Annotated in this window: 20 protein-coding genes; 10 read left to right on the plus strand and 10 right to left on the minus strand. The window is 76.0% G+C overall.

Annotation, left to right across the window (positions count from 1 at the left end; translation table 11 throughout):
* Positions 1 to 141 precede the first annotated feature (141 nt).
* Both ACZ4UX_RS06215 and ACZ4UX_RS06220 read left to right on the plus strand, forming a co-directional pair.
* On the plus strand, positions 142 to 1,374 hold the full coding sequence (locus ACZ4UX_RS06215) for a serine hydrolase domain-containing protein (RefSeq protein WP_465705787.1): 1,233 nt from the start codon (positions 142 to 144) through the stop codon (positions 1,372 to 1,374).
* A gap of 98 nt (positions 1,375 to 1,472) precedes the next feature.
* Positions 1,473 to 2,015 carry a gamma carbonic anhydrase family protein gene (locus ACZ4UX_RS06220; protein ID WP_465705788.1) on the plus strand — a complete coding sequence of 181 codons (543 nt, stop codon included), beginning with the start codon at positions 1,473 to 1,475 and terminating at the stop codon, positions 2,013 to 2,015.
* Positions 2,016 to 2,065: 50 nt separating this feature from the next.
* On the opposite strand, the gene ACZ4UX_RS06225 is transcribed toward ACZ4UX_RS06220, so the two are convergent.
* Entirely contained in the window at positions 2,066 to 3,286 is a 1,221-nt protein-coding gene (locus ACZ4UX_RS06225) for an MFS transporter (protein ID WP_465705789.1), read from the minus strand.
* Positions 3,287 to 3,541: 255 nt separating this feature from the next.
* On the opposite strand from ACZ4UX_RS06225, the gene ACZ4UX_RS06230 reads away from it, so the two are divergent.
* The 4 genes from ACZ4UX_RS06230 (at position 3,542) to ACZ4UX_RS06245 (ending at position 5,431) form a co-directional block, all read left to right on the plus strand.
* Positions 3,542 to 3,778, plus strand: a complete 237-nt coding sequence (locus tag ACZ4UX_RS06230; protein ID WP_329485973.1) for a DUF2277 domain-containing protein — start codon at positions 3,542 to 3,544, stop codon at positions 3,776 to 3,778.
* Positions 3,779 to 3,876: 98 nt separating this feature from the next.
* Positions 3,877 to 4,113, plus strand: coding sequence for a DUF6296 family protein (locus ACZ4UX_RS06235; protein ID WP_329485972.1), 237 nt, complete (start codon positions 3,877 to 3,879; stop codon positions 4,111 to 4,113).
* 103 nt (positions 4,114 to 4,216) lie between these two features.
* Complete coding sequence (locus ACZ4UX_RS06240) at positions 4,217 to 4,501, plus strand: DUF427 domain-containing protein (protein WP_465705790.1); 285 nt, start codon at positions 4,217 to 4,219, stop codon at positions 4,499 to 4,501.
* Positions 4,502 to 4,537: 36 nt separating this feature from the next.
* Entirely contained in the window at positions 4,538 to 5,431 is an 894-nt protein-coding gene (locus tag ACZ4UX_RS06245; protein ID WP_465705791.1) for a hypothetical protein, read from the plus strand.
* 79 nt (positions 5,432 to 5,510) lie between these two features.
* Here the strand turns inward: ACZ4UX_RS06245 and ACZ4UX_RS06250 are convergent, their stop codons facing one another.
* The 5 genes from ACZ4UX_RS06250 to ACZ4UX_RS06270 all read right to left on the minus strand — a co-directional run bounded on the left by ACZ4UX_RS06250 (position 5,511) and on the right by ACZ4UX_RS06270 (position 9,914).
* Positions 5,511 to 5,867 carry a hypothetical protein gene (locus ACZ4UX_RS06250; protein ID WP_352291954.1) on the minus strand — a complete coding sequence of 119 codons (357 nt, stop codon included), beginning with the start codon at positions 5,865 to 5,867 and terminating at the stop codon, positions 5,511 to 5,513.
* Positions 5,868 to 5,975: 108 nt separating this feature from the next.
* Positions 5,976 to 6,137: a hypothetical protein gene (locus ACZ4UX_RS06255; protein ID WP_352291956.1), complete on the minus strand. Its 162-nt coding sequence runs from the start codon at positions 6,135 to 6,137 to the stop codon at positions 5,976 to 5,978.
* 284 nt (positions 6,138 to 6,421) lie between these two features.
* Positions 6,422 to 7,642 carry a cytochrome P450 gene (locus tag ACZ4UX_RS06260; RefSeq protein ID WP_396486363.1) on the minus strand — a complete coding sequence of 407 codons (1,221 nt, stop codon included), beginning with the start codon at positions 7,640 to 7,642 and terminating at the stop codon, positions 6,422 to 6,424.
* A gap of 282 nt (positions 7,643 to 7,924) precedes the next feature.
* Positions 7,925 to 8,164: a ferredoxin gene (locus tag ACZ4UX_RS06265; RefSeq protein ID WP_352291960.1), complete on the minus strand. Its 240-nt coding sequence runs from the start codon at positions 8,162 to 8,164 to the stop codon at positions 7,925 to 7,927.
* A 181-nt stretch (positions 8,165 to 8,345) separates the two neighbouring features.
* A complete protein-coding gene (locus ACZ4UX_RS06270) occupies positions 8,346 to 9,914 on the minus strand; it encodes an ATP-dependent DNA ligase (RefSeq protein ID WP_465705792.1) in 1,569 nt (522 codons plus the stop codon).
* A gap of 271 nt (positions 9,915 to 10,185) precedes the next feature.
* Here ACZ4UX_RS06270 and ACZ4UX_RS06275 point away from each other — a divergent pair, with 271 nt between their 5' ends.
* The 3 genes from ACZ4UX_RS06275 to ACZ4UX_RS06285 all read left to right on the plus strand — a co-directional run bounded on the left by ACZ4UX_RS06275 (position 10,186) and on the right by ACZ4UX_RS06285 (position 13,275).
* Positions 10,186 to 10,407 carry a hypothetical protein gene (locus tag ACZ4UX_RS06275; protein WP_465705793.1) on the plus strand — a complete coding sequence of 74 codons (222 nt, stop codon included), beginning with the start codon at positions 10,186 to 10,188 and terminating at the stop codon, positions 10,405 to 10,407.
* A gap of 150 nt (positions 10,408 to 10,557) precedes the next feature.
* Positions 10,558 to 11,550 carry a CAP domain-containing protein gene (locus ACZ4UX_RS06280; protein ID WP_465606480.1) on the plus strand — a complete coding sequence of 331 codons (993 nt, stop codon included), beginning with the start codon at positions 10,558 to 10,560 and terminating at the stop codon, positions 11,548 to 11,550.
* A gap of 123 nt (positions 11,551 to 11,673) precedes the next feature.
* Positions 11,674 to 13,275: a sigma-70 family RNA polymerase sigma factor gene (locus ACZ4UX_RS06285; RefSeq protein WP_465705794.1), complete on the plus strand. Its 1,602-nt coding sequence runs from the start codon at positions 11,674 to 11,676 to the stop codon at positions 13,273 to 13,275.
* 49 nt (positions 13,276 to 13,324) lie between these two features.
* On the opposite strand, the gene ACZ4UX_RS06290 is transcribed toward ACZ4UX_RS06285, so the two are convergent.
* Both ACZ4UX_RS06290 and ACZ4UX_RS06295 read right to left on the minus strand, forming a co-directional pair.
* Entirely contained in the window at positions 13,325 to 13,576 is a 252-nt protein-coding gene (locus ACZ4UX_RS06290; RefSeq protein ID WP_352291970.1) for a hypothetical protein, read from the minus strand.
* A 50-nt stretch (positions 13,577 to 13,626) separates the two neighbouring features.
* The gene (locus ACZ4UX_RS06295) at positions 13,627 to 13,992 is read right to left on the minus strand and encodes a tetratricopeptide repeat protein (RefSeq protein ID WP_465705795.1); all 366 of its coding nucleotides are present in this window, start codon (positions 13,990 to 13,992) and stop codon (positions 13,627 to 13,629) included.
* A 254-nt stretch (positions 13,993 to 14,246) separates the two neighbouring features.
* Between ACZ4UX_RS06295 and ACZ4UX_RS06300 the strand changes: the two genes are divergently transcribed.
* Positions 14,247 to 15,347, plus strand: a complete 1,101-nt coding sequence (locus ACZ4UX_RS06300) for a baeRF3 domain-containing protein (protein ID WP_465705796.1) — start codon at positions 14,247 to 14,249, stop codon at positions 15,345 to 15,347.
* Between the two features lie 481 nt (positions 15,348 to 15,828).
* On the opposite strand, the gene ACZ4UX_RS06305 is transcribed toward ACZ4UX_RS06300, so the two are convergent.
* Together ACZ4UX_RS06305 and ACZ4UX_RS06310 are read right to left on the minus strand one after the other, a co-directional pair.
* Positions 15,829 to 16,779, minus strand: a complete 951-nt coding sequence (locus tag ACZ4UX_RS06305; RefSeq protein ID WP_465705797.1) for a hypothetical protein — start codon at positions 16,777 to 16,779, stop codon at positions 15,829 to 15,831.
* Complete coding sequence (locus ACZ4UX_RS06310; RefSeq protein ID WP_329485957.1) at positions 16,766 to 17,287, minus strand: SigE family RNA polymerase sigma factor; 522 nt, start codon at positions 17,285 to 17,287, stop codon at positions 16,766 to 16,768. Before ACZ4UX_RS06310 ends, ACZ4UX_RS06305 begins: the two co-directional genes overlap by 14 nt.
* Positions 17,288 to 17,617: the final 330 nt, after the last annotated feature.

The raw sequence follows: 17,617 nt of genomic DNA on the forward strand, positions 1-17,617 counted from the left end.
GTGGAGAGTCCGCCCGTTCGGACACCGGAGGGCGGCGGCATGACGGGAACGACGAGGGATCGGGCGGGCCGGGCGGAGTGGACGGGCCCGGAAGGCGGGCGGGACCGGGGGCGGCGACGGCGGGGGCTGGCCGTACGGGCGGTGGCGGTCGCGCTGGCCGGCGCCGGCCTGGTGGGTGCCCTCGCTCCCGTCGCGGGTGCCCAGGGCGCGGCGCCCGAATCCGGCCGGCCGGTGGCCGACGGCGGCGCCGAGCGGGTCGACCGGGCGGCGCTGGACGCGGCCGTGCGCGGGCCGGTGGCCCAGGGCGGCGCCTCCGCCGCGCTGGGGCTGGTCGCCGAGCGCGGGCGCACGGTCTGGAAGGGCGCGGCCGGGACGGCCGACTTCGCCACCGGTGCCCCGGCCACCGCCGACGGCCGGTTCCGGATCGGCAGCGTCACCAAGACCTTCGTGGCGACGGTGGTCCTGCAGCTCGTGGCGGAGCACCGGGTCGGCCTGGACGACCCGGTGGAGAGCCGCCTGCCCGGCGTGGTGCCGAACGGCGGGCAGATCACCGTCCGCCAACTGCTGAACCACACCAGCGGCCTGTTCAACTACACCGAGGACCCGTCCTTCTCGTTCGACGAGGACCCCGCCGCCCTGCAGCAGTGGCTCGACGTCGGCCGCTGGCGCCCGTACGCGCCGGGGGAGCTCGTCGGCCTCGCCGCCCAGCACCCCCCGTACTTCGCCCCCGGGCAGGGCTGGCACTACTCCAACACCAACTACGTGGTGATCGGGATGCTGATCGAGCGCCTCACCGGCCGCGGCTGGGCCGACGAGGTCCAGCGCCGGATCATCCGCCCGCTCGGCCTGACCGGTACCTCGATGCCGCTCAACTCGCCCTTCGTCCCCGGCCCGCACGCCCACGGCTACTACAAGCTCGCCTCCGGACCGGCGGACGTCACCCTGCTCGACCCGAGCATGGCCGGTGCGTCGGGGGCCGGGATCTCCACCACCACCGACCTCGCCCGGTTCGTCTCCGCCCTGCTCGGCGGGCGGCTGCTCGCCCCGGCCCAACTCGCCGAGATGAAGCGGACCACCCCGCAGAGCGGTCCCGCCGAGTACGGCCTCGGCCTCCAGCGGGCGTCGACGGCCTGCGGCGAGTACTGGGGCCACAGCGGCGGAATCCCGGGGTACACCACCCTGATGTACGGGGCCTCGGACGGCCGGCGACAGTTCACGGCCTCCGTCAACCCGTACGACCTCTCCGACCTCCCGGCGGCCAACGCCACCGTCGAAGCCCTGGTCGTCACCGGCCTCTGCGACACCCACCCGGCCACCCCGGCCACCCCGCCCACGGCGGCCGGCACCCTCGCGGCCACCGGCGTGGTCCGGTGACCTCCCCGGCGTGATCACCGGGGTGCTGGGGGCGGTCCACGACCGGGGTGCCATCATGACCGGCACATGACGGTCGATTGTCGCCAGGAGGACGAGACATGGCAGAGCCGCTGATCGCCGCAGTCGGGGGCCGGGTGCCCGACATCGACCCGACCGCTTTCGTCGCACCCAACGCGGTGGTGGTCGGGTCGGTCACGGTCGGCGCCGGGGCGAGCGTCTGGTACGGCGCGGTGATCCGCGGCGACGCCGAGGCGATCACGGTCGGCGCGGGCAGCAACATCCAGGACAACTGCACGCTGCACGCGGACCTGGGCTTCCCGCTGGTGATCGGCGAGCGGATCTCGGTCGGCCACAACGCCGTCCTGCACGGCTGCGTGATCGAGGACGACGTGCTGGTCGGGATGAACTCCACGGTGCTGAACGGCGCCCGGATCGGGGCCGGTTCGCTGGTCGCGGCCGGGGCCGTGGTCCCGCAGGGCATGCAGGTGCCGGCGGGCTCCCTGGTCGCCGGGGTGCCGGCCAGGATCCGGCGCGAGCTGACCGAGGAGGAGCGGGCGGGCGTCACCTTCAACGGCGAGGGCTACCGCCTCCTGGCCGACGCCCACCGGAAGATCGAGCCGGTGGAGCGTCGGACGGCCTAGGCGGTCGAACGGGGCGAGGCCCTCGGGCGGGGGCGCCTCCGCCCGGCCGGTCAGGTGCGGGCGCCTGCCTCGGCGGTGGACAGGGGGTGGCCGGGGGCCGGGGCCGGTACCGGGGCGGCCGTCCCGGGGCGGCGGCGGTCGGCGGCCCAGGCGATCACCGCGATCACCGCACCCGAGGCGGCGAGGCCCGAGCCGACCAGGGTCGGAGACGTCCAGCCGAGCCCGGCGTCCAGGGCCAGGCCGCCGAAGTACGCGCCCTGGGCGTTGGCCAGGTTGAACGCGCCCTGCACGGTCGCCGAGGCGAGGGTCGGGGCGTTGCGGGCCTTCTGCAGCACCAGGGTCTGCACGGCCGGGACGATCGCGAAGCCGAAGAGCCCGACCAGCACCACCGTCAGGGCGGCCGACCACTCGGTGCGGGCGGTCACCCCGAAGAGCGCCAGGGTGGCGGCGAGCAGCAGGAAGGCGGCGCAGACGGTCGGCCGCAGCGCGCGGTCGGCGGCGATGCCGCCCAGCACGTTGCCGATCGTCATGCCCACCCCGAACAGCGCCAGCACCAGCGTCACCGATCCGGTGGCGTAGCCGGAGACCTCGGTGAGCAGCGGGGTGATGTAGCTGTAGCAGGCGAAGAAACCCCCGCAGCCGAACACCACCGTGCCGAGGGCCAGCCAGAGCTGTCCGCTGCGGAACGCCCCGAGCTCGTGCCGGAGGCCGGACTGCGCGGGCGTGGGCAGCTGGGGCACCAGCCGCGCGATGGCGACGGTGCCGAGCGCGCCGATCGCGACCACCACCAGCATGGTGGCCCGCCAGCCGAGGTGCTGCCCGAGCAGGGTCGCGGCCGGGACCCCGACGATGTTGGCGACGGTCAGGCCCGAGAACATCACGGCGACCGCCCGGGCCCGCCGGTGCGGGGCGACCAGCTCGGCGGCCGCGACCGCCCCGGCGCCGAAGAACGCCCCGTGCGGCAGCCCGGTGATCAACCGGGCCGCCGCCAGCGACCAGAAGTCGGGCGCGATCGCGCAGAGCAGGTTGCCGGTCGCGAAGAGGCCGGCCAGCGCGACCAGCACGGGCTTGCGAGGCCGTCCGGCGGCCAGCGCGGTGAGCAGCGGTGCGCCGATCACCACGCCGACGGCGTAGGCGGAGATCAGCCACCCCGCCTGGGGGATGGAGACGTGGAGGTTCTCGGCGACCTGGGGCAGCAACCCCATGGCGGCGAATTCGGTGGTGCCGATGGCGAACGCGGTGACGGCCAGGGCGACCAGCGCGAGTGGCAAGGGGGACTCCGGGGTGACGCCCGGGCGGGAGCCGGGCAGGGGGTCCGGCACGGTCGTCGGGCCGGTGCAGACAGGTGACCGGGCGGGGCGACCCGGTGGGGGAGCGGGGTGGGGGAGCGGGGCGGCGCGGGGATGACGGGCAATTCGTCTGGGCGAAATCCTAATCCGATCGGATGACCCCTCCGGGTGCCGCCCATGGCCGGCCGGTGACACATGGGGGTCGCCAGCGGCGCCCCCGCGCGCGAGACTGGGGTCATGTGCCGCAGTATCAAGACGTTGAGACCCCCCGTGACGCCGGACGCCTCCGATGAGGACTTCCACGCGGCCGCCCTCCAGTACGTGCGGAAGGTGTCGGGGTTCCGCGCCCCGGCGGCGCACAACCAGGAGGCCTTCGACCGCGCCGTGGAGGCCGTCGCCGAGGCCACCGCCCGATTGCTCGACGAGTTGGAGGTCCGCGGTGCTCCCGCCCGGACCACGGGGGCCGCCGCCTGATCCGACGGCGGGAAGCCGCCGGCCGGCCCGGCGCAGACCTGTAGGGGCAGCATGGGCACCAGGGACAGCTGGGACCAGGTGGACCGAGGAGGTCGGCGATGAACCCCGCGAACCGTTACGTACTGACCTTCCCGGGCACGCCCGGCACCCAGGCCCCGCAGGACGTCGTCGTGGTCTCCCGCACCAGTACCACCGGTCCCGGCGGCCACCCCGTCTACGAGGACGCCACCGGCATCGTCCGGGCCGAGATCAGCGACTCGGGCGAGGTCCGGATGCTCGCCAGCGGGGGGCACCAGTCCCCGCACTTCCCGGTGCACGCCGAACCTCTGCCGTAGCGGGCAGACCTCCGCCGCCGGCGCGGCCCACCGGACCGCGCCGGCGGCGGGCCGGGTCACGCCCGGCCGGTTGTTCCCTCGCGGCCTCGGGCAGAATCGGCTCATGACTACAGCGAGTTGGCAGGGCACGGTCGTCGCCGAGAGCGACGACACCACCGTGGTCGAGGGCAACCACTACTTCCCGGCCGAATCCGTGCGCGCGGAGTACCTGCGCCCGTCCGACACCACCACCGTCTGCGGCTGGAAGGGCACCGCCGAGTACTACACGCTGGACGTCGGCGGGCAGCTCAACCCCGACGCGGCCTGGTACTACCGCGACCCGCTGCCGGAGGCCGAGCACGTCCGCGGCCGGGTGGCCTTCTGGCGCGGGGTGGAGATCACCGAATAGCGCGTACCTCCGCGGTCCACCGGGTAACCGCAGAGCATGGCAATCTTCAGGAGACCGGGACGCTCCCGGCAGCCGGAGCCCGCCCCCGAACAGGTCGCCGAGGAACTGGCGGACCTCGTCGAACAACTGGAACGGCCCGCCCCCGGCGTCGAGGGCGGGCCCGCCGGGCAGCTCGCCGAGTATCGCGCGGAGCGCGACAAGCGCCGGGCCACGGCCCTGCTCGGGTCCGTCTCCCGGCGGCTCGGCAGCGGCGGCCTGGCCGCCGCGAAGGGTGCCGCCTACGGCGGCCGGGCCCTCGCCGACCAGCTGATGCAGGCCGCGCCGCGCATCCCGGTCCGGAGCCTGAGCACCCTGCGCGCCCAGCACCCGGACGCGGCCGACCCCGAGCGGCTGGCCGACCTGCTGGTCAGCGGCGCCAGCCGGGCCTCCGGCGCGCTCGGCGCGGGGGTCGGGGCCGCGGCGATGCTGCCCGTGCCGCCGGCGATGGCGCTGGAGATCGCCGCCGAGACGCTCGCCGTCGCGGCCGTCGAGATCAAGCTGATCGCCGAACTGCACGAGGTGTACGGCCTCGCGGCCCGGGGCACGGCCACCCAGCGGGCCTCCGCCTACGTGGCGGCCTGGGCCAACCGCCGGGGCATCGACGCGACGCTGCTGGTGAAGCCGGCCGGGTTCGCCGCGATGGCGCTCGGCTCCGAGGTCCGTCAGCAGGTCCGCAAGCGGCTCACCCGCAGTACGCTGCGCCGCCTGCCCTCGCTGATCCCGCTGCTGGTGGGGGCGGGCATCGGCGCCACCGTCAACCGGCGTGACACCCGCAAGCTCGCCAAGGAGGTCCGGGAGGACCTCAGGCACCGGCGCAGCACGGCGGACCGCGCGTACTGGGCCGCCGCGGCCCCGCCGCTGAAGGGCGAGCGGGGCGAGTCGCGGCCCTGAGCGACTCCCGTCGGGGAACGCCACACGGGGGTGACCCCGCTCCCGGGCACCCGGGAGCGGGGTCACCCCCGTGTGCGCCTCAGACGCCGGGCGCCTGCGGGGCGGAGGCCCCGCGCCCGGTCTTCACGGTGTTGACCATCGCCTGGTGGATCGCCCGCGCCGTGATCTCGTCCGTCGCCGGCACGGGGCTGCCGGCCACGGTGTACCAGTCCAGCGCCCCGGTGTACTGCACGGTCAGCCGGGCCTCGCCGTCCACCCACGTGGTGTGCACGGTGAGGTCGCCGGAGATCGGGCCGACCTCGGCGGTGGTGACTCCGCCCGGTCCGCTGATGATCGACTGAGTGGTCCAGGTGGCCCAGGACGCCCGCGGGTCCCCGGGCCTCCCGGTCGGCCGTCCGCCCTGCGCCGCTGATGCGCTCTGCTGCTGCTCGCTCATGCGCCCATCCTTCCCCGCCGGGCCGCCGCCGAGCGGGCAGCGACACCCGCGGTCGCGGAGGCCGCCCGTCCGGCGGGCGGCCTCGTGGAGATCCTTCGTCCTGGAAGGTCAGCTGTACGCCTCGGGCTCCTCCAGAGGTGCGCCCTCCGCCTGCGAGGTGTCCTGCGCGTGCTGGTTCTGCATCGAGGTGATGCCCTCCTCGGGGTCGGCCGCGCGGATGTCCTCCTCCCGATCGACGCTCACCTCGGACCGTGCGCTCATATCGGTCATCGCGGGCTCCGTCTCCTCGGCCGGCCGGGGTCGCCCGAGAGCACCACAGCCTGCCGTGGTGCGGGCCGGCCGCCGGGCCGGGCTCCTGTTCGCCCCTCCAGCCTGCCTCGGTGCCCGCGCCGCGGCCAACCGAGCCCGGGAGCCCGTGCGCCGGGGCCGACCGGGCTCCGCGGTCGCGGCCGACCGGATCGGCCGGACCGGACGGGTGCCTGCGTCACCCCTTCTGCCCGGCCGCGCCCGCGTCATGCCCCTTCCGGGGCGTGGATCCGCTCCGGTGGCGGGTCTCACCAGGCGATCGGCAGCGCCTTCAGGCCGTAGATGAACGCGTCTGAACGGAAGGTGAGCTCGCTCTCCGGCACGGCGAGCCGCAGCCCGGGCAGCCGGTGGAAGAGCGTGGCGAGGGCGATCTGGAGCTCCGCCCGGGCCAGCGGCTGGCCCAGGCACTGGTGCACGCCGAAGCCGAACGCGAGGTGGCGCCGGGCGTCCCGGTCCACGTCCAGCTCGTCGGCGGGGAGGTGGCCGGGGGCGCCGAAGAGCTCCTCGTCCCGGTTGGCGGTGGAGAGCATCGCGACCACCCCGTCGCCGGCCCGGATCCGGACGCCGCCCAGCTCGACGTCCTCCAGCGCCAGTCGGGGCAGCCCCATGTGGATGATGGTGAGGTGGCGCAGCAGCTCCTCGACCGCGCCGGGGACGGCCGCCGGGTCGGTCAGCCGCGCGGCCTGCCCGGGGTGGCGCAGCAGCAGGAGGGTGGAGAGCCCGATCATGTTGGCGGTGGTCTCGTGGCCGGCGACCAGCAGCAGCATGCCGGTGGCGGCGATCTCGCGGAGGCTGAGGTCGTCGCGGGCGGCGAGCCGGCTGAGGATGTCGTCGCCGGGGCGGCGCCGCTTCTGCGCGGCGAGGCCGCCGAGGTAGTCGAGCAGCTCGGTCTGGGCCCGGCGCACCTCGGCCTCCTCCACCGTGGTGCTGACCAGGACGCGGCTGAGCTCCTGGAACATCTGCCGGTCCTCGTACGGGACGCCCAGCAGCAGGCAGATCACCAGGGAGGGCACCGGCAGCGCGAAGTCGCCGACCAGGTCGGCGGGGGCACCGGACGCGGTCATGCTGTCGAGGGCCTCGTCGACGATCTGCTGGACCTCGGGGCGCATCGCCTCGACCCGCTTGACCAGGAAGTCCCCGGTGACCATGCGGCGCAGCCGGGAGTGCTCGGGGTCGTCGAGGCGGAGGAAGTTGGGGTTGGCGGCGAGGATCGCCCGCCGGCCGGGGGTGAAGGACGGGAACTCCGGACGGCGGACGTCCGCACTGAAACGGCGGTCGGAGAGCAGCGAGCGGACCTCGTGGTAGCCGGTCACCAGCCAGCAGGAGGAGCCGTCCAGCAGCGCGGCGCGGGTGACGGTGCCCGCGCGGGCGGCCTCGGTGTAGACGGGGGGCGGGCTGAACGGGCAGACGCCGTCGTGCGGGGCGGGCAGCAGCGGGGCGGGGGCGGGGGCGGTGGGCGTGCTCGTCAAGGTGGGGTCTCCTCGCGTGGCGGAGCGATGGGCGGCAGGGGCGGGCGGCAGCGGACGGGCGGCGGGCCCCGGGGGGTGGACGCGCGGCCCCGTCCGGCGGCCGGGAACCGGATGCCGGGTGACGTGGGGAAGGCCGCCGTGGGCGGCGGCCGGTGGGGGCGCCGGACCGCTCGGGCCCGGCGGGTGGTCAAGGAGGGCGACGGACGCTCAAGCGAGGACGGACGCTCAAGGAGGACGGCGGGCGGCCCGGGGCGGGCGGGAGCACCGGCCCGGCGGCGGGCCCTAACCGGCCGCGGGGCCCGTCTGCTCCCGGTCTCTCTCCGGAGCCTCCTCGGCGACGGTGATCGCGCCGCCCGGGCAGAGCTCGGAGGCCAGCCGCACGTCGGCGAACCGCGCCGGCGGCAGAACGGTCAGACGGAGCCTCACCAGGCCGTCGTGGTCGTCCTGTTCGAAGACCTCCGGCGCCGTGACGACGCACTGGCCGGAGCTGCAGCAGCGGTCCTGGTCGATGCTCACCTGCATGTACGGACACCTCTCAGTGGTGTGGCACCGGATCGCCCGGGCCGGCCGCCCCCCGCCGTCCACGCCAACGTAGCCGTCGCTCTGTCGCACACGAAGGGTGCGTCGCCATACTCGTGCAGAATGGCCGATTCCACGCTCAACCCGAACAAAGCTCTGGCAAAGGCGGTTTGACCGACCGTCATCACTCTTCCGAGGCGGGTCCGGCCTCGCTGAGCCCCTCCGCCGCGGCGATCTCCCGGACGGTGGCCACGGTGTCGGCCTCGTCCGCGCTCTTGTCGGGCCGGTAGCGCAGCACCCGGGCGAACCGCAGGGCCAGCCCGGCGGGATAGCGGGGGCTGCGCTGGACGCCGTCGAAGGCGATCTCCACGACGAGTTCCGGCCGTACCCGCACGGTGTACGAGTCCCGTTCGACCTCCCGGGCGAGGAGTTCGGTGGTCTGGCGGGCGAGCGTCTCGTCGGTCAGGCCCTTGAAGGTCTTGCCGAGCATCACCCAGGGCCCGAGGCCGGGCTCGCCGGCGGCCCGGGCACCGAGGTGCAGGTTGCTGAGGAAGCCGCGCCGCCGGCCGCTGCCCCACTCGGCGGCGAGCACCACGAGGTCCAGGGTGTGCCGGGGCTTGACCTTGATCCACCCGGCTCCGCGCCGGCCGGCCGCGTAGCCGGCCGCGGGGTCCTTGGCCAGCACGCCCTCGTGGCCCAGCGCCAGCGTGTCCCGGAAGAAGGCCAGGGCGGCCTCGCGGTCCGCCGTCCCGGTGCGCGCCACCCGCAGGGCGGCCGGCACCGACTCGTCGAGGGCCGCCCAGCGGTCCAGCCCCGGCCGGTCCACGAAGTCCACGCCGTCGCGGTGCAGCAGGTCGAAGAAGTAGGCGTTGAGCGGCACTTCGGCGCGCAGCCGGTCCGGGTCCTGCCGGGAGGCGGTCCGCGCGGCGGTCTCCTGGAACGGCCGGGGGCGGCCGTCGGGGCCGAGCGCGATCGCCTCGCCGTCCAGCACCGCCGAGCGGACCGGCAGGGCGAGGGCCGCCTCGACCACCTCGGGCACCCGGGCGGTGATGTCGTCCAGGCTCCGGGTGAACACCGCGACGTCCCGGCCGTCCCGGTGCACCTGGATCCGGATGCCGTCCAGCTTCCACTCCAGCGTGGCCGGGCCGATCCGGTCGAGCGCGGCGGCGACGTCCGGTGCCGAGGCGGCCAGCATCGGCCGGACCGGGCGGCCGACCTCCAGCCGGAACGCCTCCAGGGCGGGCACGCCGCCGGTCAGCGCGGCCTCGGCGACCGCGCGGGCCGAACCCCGGAACATCAGCGCCCGCCGCACCGCCGCCGCCGGGACGCCGGCGGCCTGGGCGACGGCGTCGGCCACCACCGCGTCCAGCGCGCCCTGGCGCAGCTCGCCCACCAGCACCGCCCGCAGGAACGCCTGCTCGACCTCGGTGGCCCGCCCGAACAGCTCGGCCAGCAGCCGCTGCCGCTCGGCCCTGGCGCCCGGGCCGTGCACCGCGGCGATGGTCTCCAGGGCCTGCTCGGTCTCCCGGACGCCCCAGGACGGCTCGGCGACGGCGGGCGGCAGGTCGCGCAGGGCCGCCGGTCCGATGCCGGTGCGCAACCGGTGGGCCTCTCCGGAGAGCAGGGCCACCGCCGCCGGGGCCTCGGCCGGGCCGAGTTCGCGCAGGCAGTCCGCCAGCAGCGTGGTCTTGGCCCGGCGGCCGGGCTCGCCCGCCACGGCGCGGGAGGTCAGGGCCAGGTGCCGGAGCAGCATGGGGGCTCCTCGATGGGGGCTCGGCGCCGGTCGGACCCGAGGACCGGCCGGACCCGAGTGCCGGCCGGACCCGAGCGCGGGCCGGACGCGGTATCGGGGCCGACCGACCGGGACGCGGGAGGCACGGATCGGACCGGCGAACGGATCGGGCGGGGAGGCTCCAGCATCCGCGACGCGGCCCGTTCCGGATCGCAGGACACGCCCCGGGCGCGGCCGGAGGGATTGCGCCACCGCGTGGTGCACCGGCCGGGGCTCTTGGCCGTACCGTCCAGTGAAACGGGATCCGACGGCCCGTCATGCCGCGGACGTCCGGGCCGGCGCTGCGGTGGAGGCGCCGCTCGCCCGGCTCAGGGCGGTCGCCGCCGGGCGCGGCCGGCACGCCGTCCCGTGGAGCACCGCCGACGACGGCCACCGGGCCCGCGGCACGGACGGCCAGGTGCCCACTCGGACCATGTTCGTGACCTACGCCATGGCGCCGGACGCCGCCGGCTGACAGGCTCCGGAAGCCTCGGTCCCCCGGTCCGACCGGCCACCGGCCGGAGCATCGGAAATTCGTTCGTACTTTCTGTTATCGGCGCGCCGCCGGGGGGTCTCCCAGGTGTCGGCACCCGTACCGGCCGGCCCGAACAGGAAGTGTGCCCAGGTGAACAGCGAAGACAGGACGACGATCCTCCCCGCCGTCGGGGGCCCGGACGCCTCCGACGGCGGCCGCGCGGCACGGCGCGCGGCCGACCGCCACCGGGGGCGCGGCCGTCGGGGCCGCCGCCGTCGCAGCGTCGGCCCGGTGGTGGCGGTGGTCGCCGCGGTGGCGGGTACCGGGGTGATCGCCGCGCTGGCCGGCGCCGGGTACGGCTACTACCACGGGTCCGCCGACCGGGACGGGCAGTGGACGGTGGCCCTGGACCCGCAGATCGCGGCGGAGGCCGGGGACCACAACGGGATCCAGATCCCCGGGTCCGGTGTCATCGACCCGGCGCTGAAGCCCTCGCCCACCGACAGCCCGTCCGCCGCCGACCCGGCCCACGCCGCCACCGCGACCCCGGCGCCGTCCGACTCGGCCGCCGCGGGCCAGAGCCCCTCGGCCGGTGCCGCCGCGACGACCGCGTCCGCCCCGGCCACGGCCTCGGCGACCGCCAAGCCGACCTCCACCGCGAGCGCCGGCACCGCCCCGAAGGCCTCGACGAGCGCGGCCGCGACGCCGCCCCGGACCACCGCGGCCCCCGCGAGCGGCGCCCCCGCGGGTGGCACCGCAGCCCAGTACGCCCAGCAGGTCGTGGACCTGGTCAACGCCCAGCGCGCCCAGAACGGTTGCGGACCGCTCACCGCCGACTCCCGGCTGGCCACCGCCGCCCAGGGCCACAGCGAGGACATGGCGGCCCGCAACTACTTCGACCACGCCAGCCCCGAGGGTCGGCACGCGGACTACCGGATCGAGGCGACCGGCTACCGCTGGAGCAGTTGGGGCGAGAACATCGCCCGCGGTCAGAAGGACCCGGCCGCCGTGATGGACGCCTGGATGAACAGCCCCGGCCACCGCGCCAACATCCTGAACTGCTCCTTCAAGCAGATCGGCGTCGGTGTGAAGACCGGCTCCGGCGGCCCCTGGTGGACCCAGGTCTTCGCCTCCCCGTCCTGATCTCCGCGCCCCCGCCCGAACCCCCGTTTCCGAATCCGCGCGAATTGTTGTTATCTGAGCACTTCCCCGAGGTCTCCCAGGAGGCAACGGCGGACGGATGACGGCAAGACGGAGTGCGTACCCATGAACGTTGACGTGCAGAGCAGGACCGGGACGACCCTGGTGCTGGCGGCCCAGTCCGGCGACCGGCAGGCCCAGGAGGCGCTGGTCGCCGCCTGGTTGCCGCTGGTCTACAACGTCGCCGGCCGTGCGTTGAACGGCCACGCCGACGTCGACGACGTGGCCCAGGAGACCATGATCCGGGCGCTGGACGGCCTGGACGGGCTGCGCGACCCCGAGTCCTTCCGCTCCTGGCTGGTCGCGATCACCATGAACCAGGTCCGCCGGCGCTTCACCGGCCAGCAGCAGAGCACCGTCGGCGGCCTCGACGAGGCCTGGGAGCTCGCCGACCCGCGGGCCGACTTCACCGACCTCACCATCCTGCGGCTGGGGCTGTCCGGCCAGCGCCGCGAGGTCGCCGAGGCCACCCGCTGGCTGGACCCGGACGACCGGGAGCTGCTCGCGCTCTGGTGGCTGGAGGCCTGCGGCGAACTCAGCCGGGCCGAACTCGCCGAGGCGCTCGACCTGACGCCGCAGCACACCGCGGTCCGGGTCCAGCGGATGAAGAAGCAGCTGGAGGCGGGCCGGGTGGTGGTCCGCGCGCTCACCGCCTACCCGCGCTGCGCGGAGCTGGTCGAGCTGACGGCGGGCTGGGACGGCACCCCGGACTCGGTGTGGCGCAAGCGCATCGCCCGGCACATCCGGGGCTGCGCCGGCTGCGACGGGCTCGGCCGGGACCTCTTCCCCGCCGAGGGCCTGCTGGCCGGCCTGGCGCTGGTGCCGATCCCGCTGGACTCGCCCACCGGGCTGCAGCTCCAGGCCGCGGCCGCCGCGGCCGGCTCCACCCCGCCGCCGGGCTCCGCCGGCGGGCCGGGGGGCGGTGCCACGGGCTCCGGGGGAGCGTCCGGACCGGGGGGAGCGCAGGGCCGGTTCGGCCCGATCCGGCGCCGGACGGCCGTCGCGGGCGGTACGGCCGCGGTGCTGGCCGTCGCGACCCTCGCCATGGTCTGGCCGCATCCGCGACCCGAGCACGCCGCGCCCGAACCGACCACCCCGAGCGCCGCGCCCGACACCCTGCCCGACAGCCTGCCGGTGCCCGCGATACCCGTGCAGTCCGTACCGGAACCGCCCGTCACCGAGACCCCGGCGGCCCCGCCGGTGCCGACCTCGACACCCACCGAGCCGCCGGTGGCCGTCACTCCGCCGCCGTCTCCGGTGACCGCGCGCCCGGCCACGCCGCCCAGCCCGGAGCGCCAGCTGGTCGACCTCGTCAACGCCGAGCGTGCCAAGGTCGGCTGCGCCCCGCTGCGGATCGACCCCAAGCTGCACGCGGCGGCGCAGAAGCACTCGGACGACATGGTGGCCCGGAGCTACTTCGACCACGTCAACCCCGACGGCGCCCGCGCGGACGCCCGGCTGTCGGCGGCCGGCTACCGCTGGTCCCAGTGGGGCGAGAACCTCGACCGGGGCCCGACCGCCCCCGCCACCGTGGTCTCCCGCTGGATGGACGGCGGGATCCACCAGTCGAACATGCTGGACTGCGGCTTCAAGGACGTGGGCATCGGCGTGACCACCGGGCCCGGCGGCCCCTACTGGACCCAGGACCTCGGCGCCCCGCTCGGCTGACCACCGAGCGCCGGTACCGCCGGGACGGCCGCTACCGCCCGGACCGGCGTCAGGACGGCAGGCCGATCAGGCCGTCCGCCTGACCGGTCACGTGACCGGTGGCCTCGCCGAGCACCCCGCCGGCGTCGCCGACCTGCCCCGGCAGGGCGTCGGGCGCGGCGTTCAGCGTGCCGCCCTGCTGGAGCGGGCCGGACAGGTCCCCCTGGCCGCCGATCGCGCCCGCGTGCGCGCTGGGAGCGGTGAGGGAGGCCACGACACCCACGGCGAGCGAGGCGACGGCGAGCAAGCTGCGCTTCTTCATGCCCCGCCCAACGACACTGCGCCACCCGGGTTACGGCCGGGCCGCCGGCTTCACCCGTCCTCGTCACGCGGGCGGGGGTCGAGCCCGGCGAGCGCGGCGTCGATCGGGACCAGCCGGGGGTGCGCCGGGCCGAGCCGGCCGGCCAGCACCGCCCGTGCCTCGACGAACAACCCGCGGGCCCGCGCGTCCTGTCCGGCGGCCGCCACCACCCGGCCCAGCCGCCACCGGTTCTCCGCCCACGCGGGGTGCTCGTGGCCGTGCACCCGCCGGTGCAGCTCCGCCGCCTCGGCCGGGGCCCGCCGCGCGTCGCCGTGCCGGCCGCGCGCCGCGAGCAGCATGCCGGACACGTCCGGCGCGGTGGCCAGCCGGTGCGCGCGGCAGCGCTCAGCGTAGGGGCTGGGCCCGCCGTACGACATAACCGTCCGACGATCAGAGGGTTCTGATCGCGTCTCAGCTGAGCGGCGGATCTTCCGTGGGCGGGGGCGGGCCTCCCGCTGGGTCCGGTGCGCCCGGTCCCACCGTGGATACGGACACCTTTTCGGTGGCGCCGGGCATGGGAGCGGGTTTGGATGGGGAGGGGTGGAGAGGCAAATCCGGCAAAGCTGGCAAACCATAAGAGAATCTGATTCTGCCGAGCATGTCGAGGCAACCGCGACAAGAAGGGCATCCGATGCACGCAGCCGAGCTCACGCCTGCCGTCCTCGCCGAACTGCGCCGCCCCCGGCGCTACCCGGCCGTCTCCATCCTGCTGCCCACCCACCGAAGCGAGCCCGACAACGCCCAGGACCCGGTGCGCCTGCGCAATCTGATCGCGGAGGCCAAGAACCGGCTGCACGCGGACGAGGCCGTGTCCCGGGCGGACCGGCTGGACGTGGTGGAGCAGTTGGACCGGGCGCTGCGGGAGATCGACCTGGTGCACGCCGAGGACGGTCTGGCGATCTTCGCGGCGCCCGGTGAGCACCAGGTCTGGTCGCTGCCCCGGAGCGTCGCCGCCCGGGTGGTGTTCTCCGAGACCTTCCTGACCCGCAACCTCGTCTCCGCCTACGCGGCCGGCGCGCCGTACTGGGTGCTGACGGTCGCCGCCGACCGGGTCGCGCTGTTCGGCGGTACGGCGTCGCGGCTGGCCGAGCACACGGCGGGCGCCTTCCCCCTGGACCAGGTCGGCCCGGACTGGGACGTCGAGCGCAAGGAGCGGATCGGCGACGTGCCGAGCACCTTCCGCGACGAGGAGACCAGGCGCTTCCTGCGGCACGCGGACACCGCGCTGGCCGCGGTCCTGGAGGCCGACGCGCGCCCGCTGTACGTGCTCGGCGAGGCCGCCGCGCTCGCCCTGCTGGACGAGGTCGGCACCGCCGTGAAGCGGGCCGCCGCCCAGGTGCCGCGCGGCGGCCTGGGGCACGCCTCGGCCGCCGCCGTCGCCGAGGCCGTCCGCCCCATCGTCGCGAAGCAGGAGCAGCAGGCCGTCGCCGAACTCCACGCGCGGCTCGACTCGGCCCAGAGCGTCAAGGCGCTGGCCGCCGGCATCGACGAGGTCTGGCAGAACGTGAACGAGGGCCGGGCCGCGCTGCTGGCGGTCGAGGAGGACTACTGGGAGCCGGTGCGGGTCACCGACAGCCACCTGGTGCCCACCACCGCCGACGAGCCGGACGTCCGCGACGACATGGTCGACGAGATCGTCGAGCGCGCCCTGGACACCGGCGCCAAGGTGCAGTTCGTCCCCTCCGGCGAGCTCGCCGGCCGCGACCGGATCGCCGCCGTGCTGCGCTACTGACCACCGTCCGCCCCGGGCCCGGTCGGTCACCCCGGTCGGGCCCGGGGCTGTCGGCCGCCCGCGACCCGCGCTCCCGCCGCCGTCGGAGGACGGATGTCCGGCCCGCCGCCGAGGACGTCGAGGGGCGGGCGGCCGTCAGCGGGATCCTTCGCCCGGCGGCGGCGTTCCGGTCACCACCAGGGCCTGCCGGGCCGCCGCGGTGAGCCGCCCCGGTCGGGGGCCGGCCCGGCGGCCCGGCAGGCCCGCCGGGGCCGGTTCGCGGGGTGCCGGCGGCGCCGGGTGCACCGGGGCGGGGGCTCGGCCGCGGGCCGGGTCGCCGGGGGTCCGGGCCGCGGCGGCGCGGACGGCGCGGCCGCCGAGCCCGCGGTGGCGGGCGCGCAGCCCAGCAGGAGCAGCATCAGGCCGACGAGGGTGCGACGGGGCAGGGCCATGGTGGGACCGCCTTCGGGATGCGGGGTGGGCGGAGCGGGGCCGGGCGCGGTCAGCCGACCAGGCTGCCGTCGGCGACCCCCGAGGCGCCGCCGGTGATCCGGACGGAGTCGACGATCTTCTGGACCAGGTCCAGGGTCCGGGTGGACGCGTGGTTCAGGCAGGCGGTCAGCTCGACCACCGCCACCGCGTCGCCCAGCGCGACGGTCCGGTACCCGGTGAGCTGGCTGGTGCCGCCGCGGAGGCTGCATTCCTTGTCGATCGTGGAGTCCTGCACGGCCATCGTGGTCCCCGCGATCTTCCCCAGGTAGGCCGGGTCCCTGAGCAGGGTCATGCTGACGAGTGCGCCGTCGGTCGCCAGGGCGGTGAGGGGCGCGCAGTAGCCCGGCTCGATCGCGCACTCGGGCCCGCCCGCCAGCGGTTGGCTGGCCGTGTACCCGGTCGCGCGCAGCGGGTCGGGGGAGCGCACGACCAGGGTGGACCAGCCCGGCGGCACCCGGATGATCACACTGTTGAGTTCCGGGTACCGGACGGCCCGCCAGTCGTCCTCGGCGACGGGCAGGGAGCTCGGGGAGACGCTCGGCGCCGGGCTCGCGCCCTCCGGTGGCAGGCTCGGCGACGGGGCCCCGTTCCCGGGTGCCTCGGCGGCCGGTCCGCCCGCCGAGGGGCGCAGGGCGGTGTGCGTCGGCGCGGGGGCGATGGCCGGGGCGGCGGCCAGCGCGGCGGCGAGCAGGCCCCCGGTCAGCCCGGCCCCGAGCCCGGCCGCCCGGCGCCGGCGGCGGTTGCGGGCGGCGAGTTCGCGGATCCGGTCCATCCGGTCGGCGGGCGCGGGCAGGTGCGGGGCGGCCCGCTGCAGCAGCACGCGCAGCTCGTCCTCCACCTCGGCGTCCGCCATCGAGAGGCCGTCGGGGTCGCCGAGCACGGGGTCGCCGAAGCCGGGGTGTCCGGGCCAGCGGTGTCCGGGCCGGCGGTCGGGGCGGCGGTCGGGGTCAGACCAGGTCACGGCGTCCCCCCTCCAGCAGCAGCTCCCGGGTGGGCATCTTGCCGCGCAGGGCCTGCAGCGCCCGGTGCGTCTGGCTCTTGACCGTGCCCGTGGTACAGCCGAGTGCCTCGGCGGTCTCCTCGACGCTCAGGTCCTCGAAGTACCGCAGCACGACCACCGCGCGCTGCCGCGGCGGGAGTGCCCGGACGGCGGCGGCCACCACCTCGCCGACCACCAGCTCCTCGAACGGGTCCGAGGTCACGGGCTGCTCCGGCAGTTCGCCGTGCGGCAGTTCCCCGTGCCAGCGGCGCCGCCACCAGGAGACGTGCGAGTTCACCAGCACCCGCCGGACGTACGCCTCCGGCCGGTCGATCGCGATCTTCTCCCACCGGGGCCAGACCTTGGCGAGCGCCGTCTGCAGCAGGTCCTCGGCGAGGTGCGGATCGCCGGTCAGCAGCCAGGCCATCCGCAGCAGGCGCGGGCTGCGGGCGGCGACGAACTCCTCGAAGTCCGGTGTCGCATCCCTCATCGTGCCGCCCCCGCCATGGTGCTCCCGTCGTTCCCGCCGTCATCGCCGGCCGTGGTGGCCGTGCCGTCGTCGTCCTACTCACGGCTGCTGAACGCGATGGGAGGTCGAACGGGTTGCCTGCCGGAAGGGCACATTTTCCAGCAGTGCGTCGCGGACCGGCGCCGCGGCCCCCGCCGGGCGTCACGGGCGGGTCCTCGGCATCGTCAGGAGCGGGCCGGCGGGGCCGGCCGGCGCGCGGACCTTGGACGGCCCGCGAGCCGGCCGGAACTCGGCCGGGCGGCGGGCGGGCCGTGTGACCACGATGCGCCCGCGGACCCCCGTCGTACAGGG

This window comes from Kitasatospora sp. NPDC028961 (assembly GCF_055564815.1).

What these genes read in the sequence shown, in the direction of transcription:
- ACZ4UX_RS06220 (WP_465705788.1), top strand. Translation starts at nt 1,473, where the DNA reads ATGGCAGAGCCGCTGATCGCCGCAGTCGGGGGCCGGGTGCCCGACATC.
- ACZ4UX_RS06230 (WP_329485973.1), top strand. Translation starts at nt 3,542, where the DNA reads ATGTGCCGCAGTATCAAGACGTTGAGACCCCCCGTGACGCCGGACGCC.
- ACZ4UX_RS06235 (WP_329485972.1), top strand. Translation starts at nt 3,877, where the DNA reads ATGAACCCCGCGAACCGTTACGTACTGACCTTCCCGGGCACGCCCGGC.
- ACZ4UX_RS06240 (WP_465705790.1), top strand. Translation starts at nt 4,217, where the DNA reads ATGACTACAGCGAGTTGGCAGGGCACGGTCGTCGCCGAGAGCGACGAC.
- ACZ4UX_RS06245 (WP_465705791.1), top strand. Translation starts at nt 4,538, where the DNA reads ATGGCAATCTTCAGGAGACCGGGACGCTCCCGGCAGCCGGAGCCCGCC.
- ACZ4UX_RS06250 (WP_352291954.1), bottom strand. Translation starts at nt 5,867, where the DNA reads ATGAGCGAGCAGCAGCAGAGCGCATCAGCGGCGCAGGGCGGACGGCCG.
- ACZ4UX_RS06255 (WP_352291956.1), bottom strand. Translation starts at nt 6,137, where the DNA reads ATGACCGATATGAGCGCACGGTCCGAGGTGAGCGTCGATCGGGAGGAG.
- ACZ4UX_RS06265 (WP_352291960.1), bottom strand. Translation starts at nt 8,164, where the DNA reads ATGCAGGTGAGCATCGACCAGGACCGCTGCTGCAGCTCCGGCCAGTGC.
- ACZ4UX_RS06270 (WP_465705792.1), bottom strand. Translation starts at nt 9,914, where the DNA reads ATGCTGCTCCGGCACCTGGCCCTGACCTCCCGCGCCGTGGCGGGCGAG.
- ACZ4UX_RS06285 (WP_465705794.1), top strand. Translation starts at nt 11,674, where the DNA reads ATGAACGTTGACGTGCAGAGCAGGACCGGGACGACCCTGGTGCTGGCG.
- ACZ4UX_RS06290 (WP_352291970.1), bottom strand. Translation starts at nt 13,576, where the DNA reads ATGAAGAAGCGCAGCTTGCTCGCCGTCGCCTCGCTCGCCGTGGGTGTC.
- ACZ4UX_RS06295 (WP_465705795.1), bottom strand. Translation starts at nt 13,992, where the DNA reads ATGTCGTACGGCGGGCCCAGCCCCTACGCTGAGCGCTGCCGCGCGCAC.
- ACZ4UX_RS06300 (WP_465705796.1), top strand. Translation starts at nt 14,247, where the DNA reads ATGCACGCAGCCGAGCTCACGCCTGCCGTCCTCGCCGAACTGCGCCGC.
- ACZ4UX_RS06310 (WP_329485957.1), bottom strand. Translation starts at nt 17,287, where the DNA reads ATGAGGGATGCGACACCGGACTTCGAGGAGTTCGTCGCCGCCCGCAGC.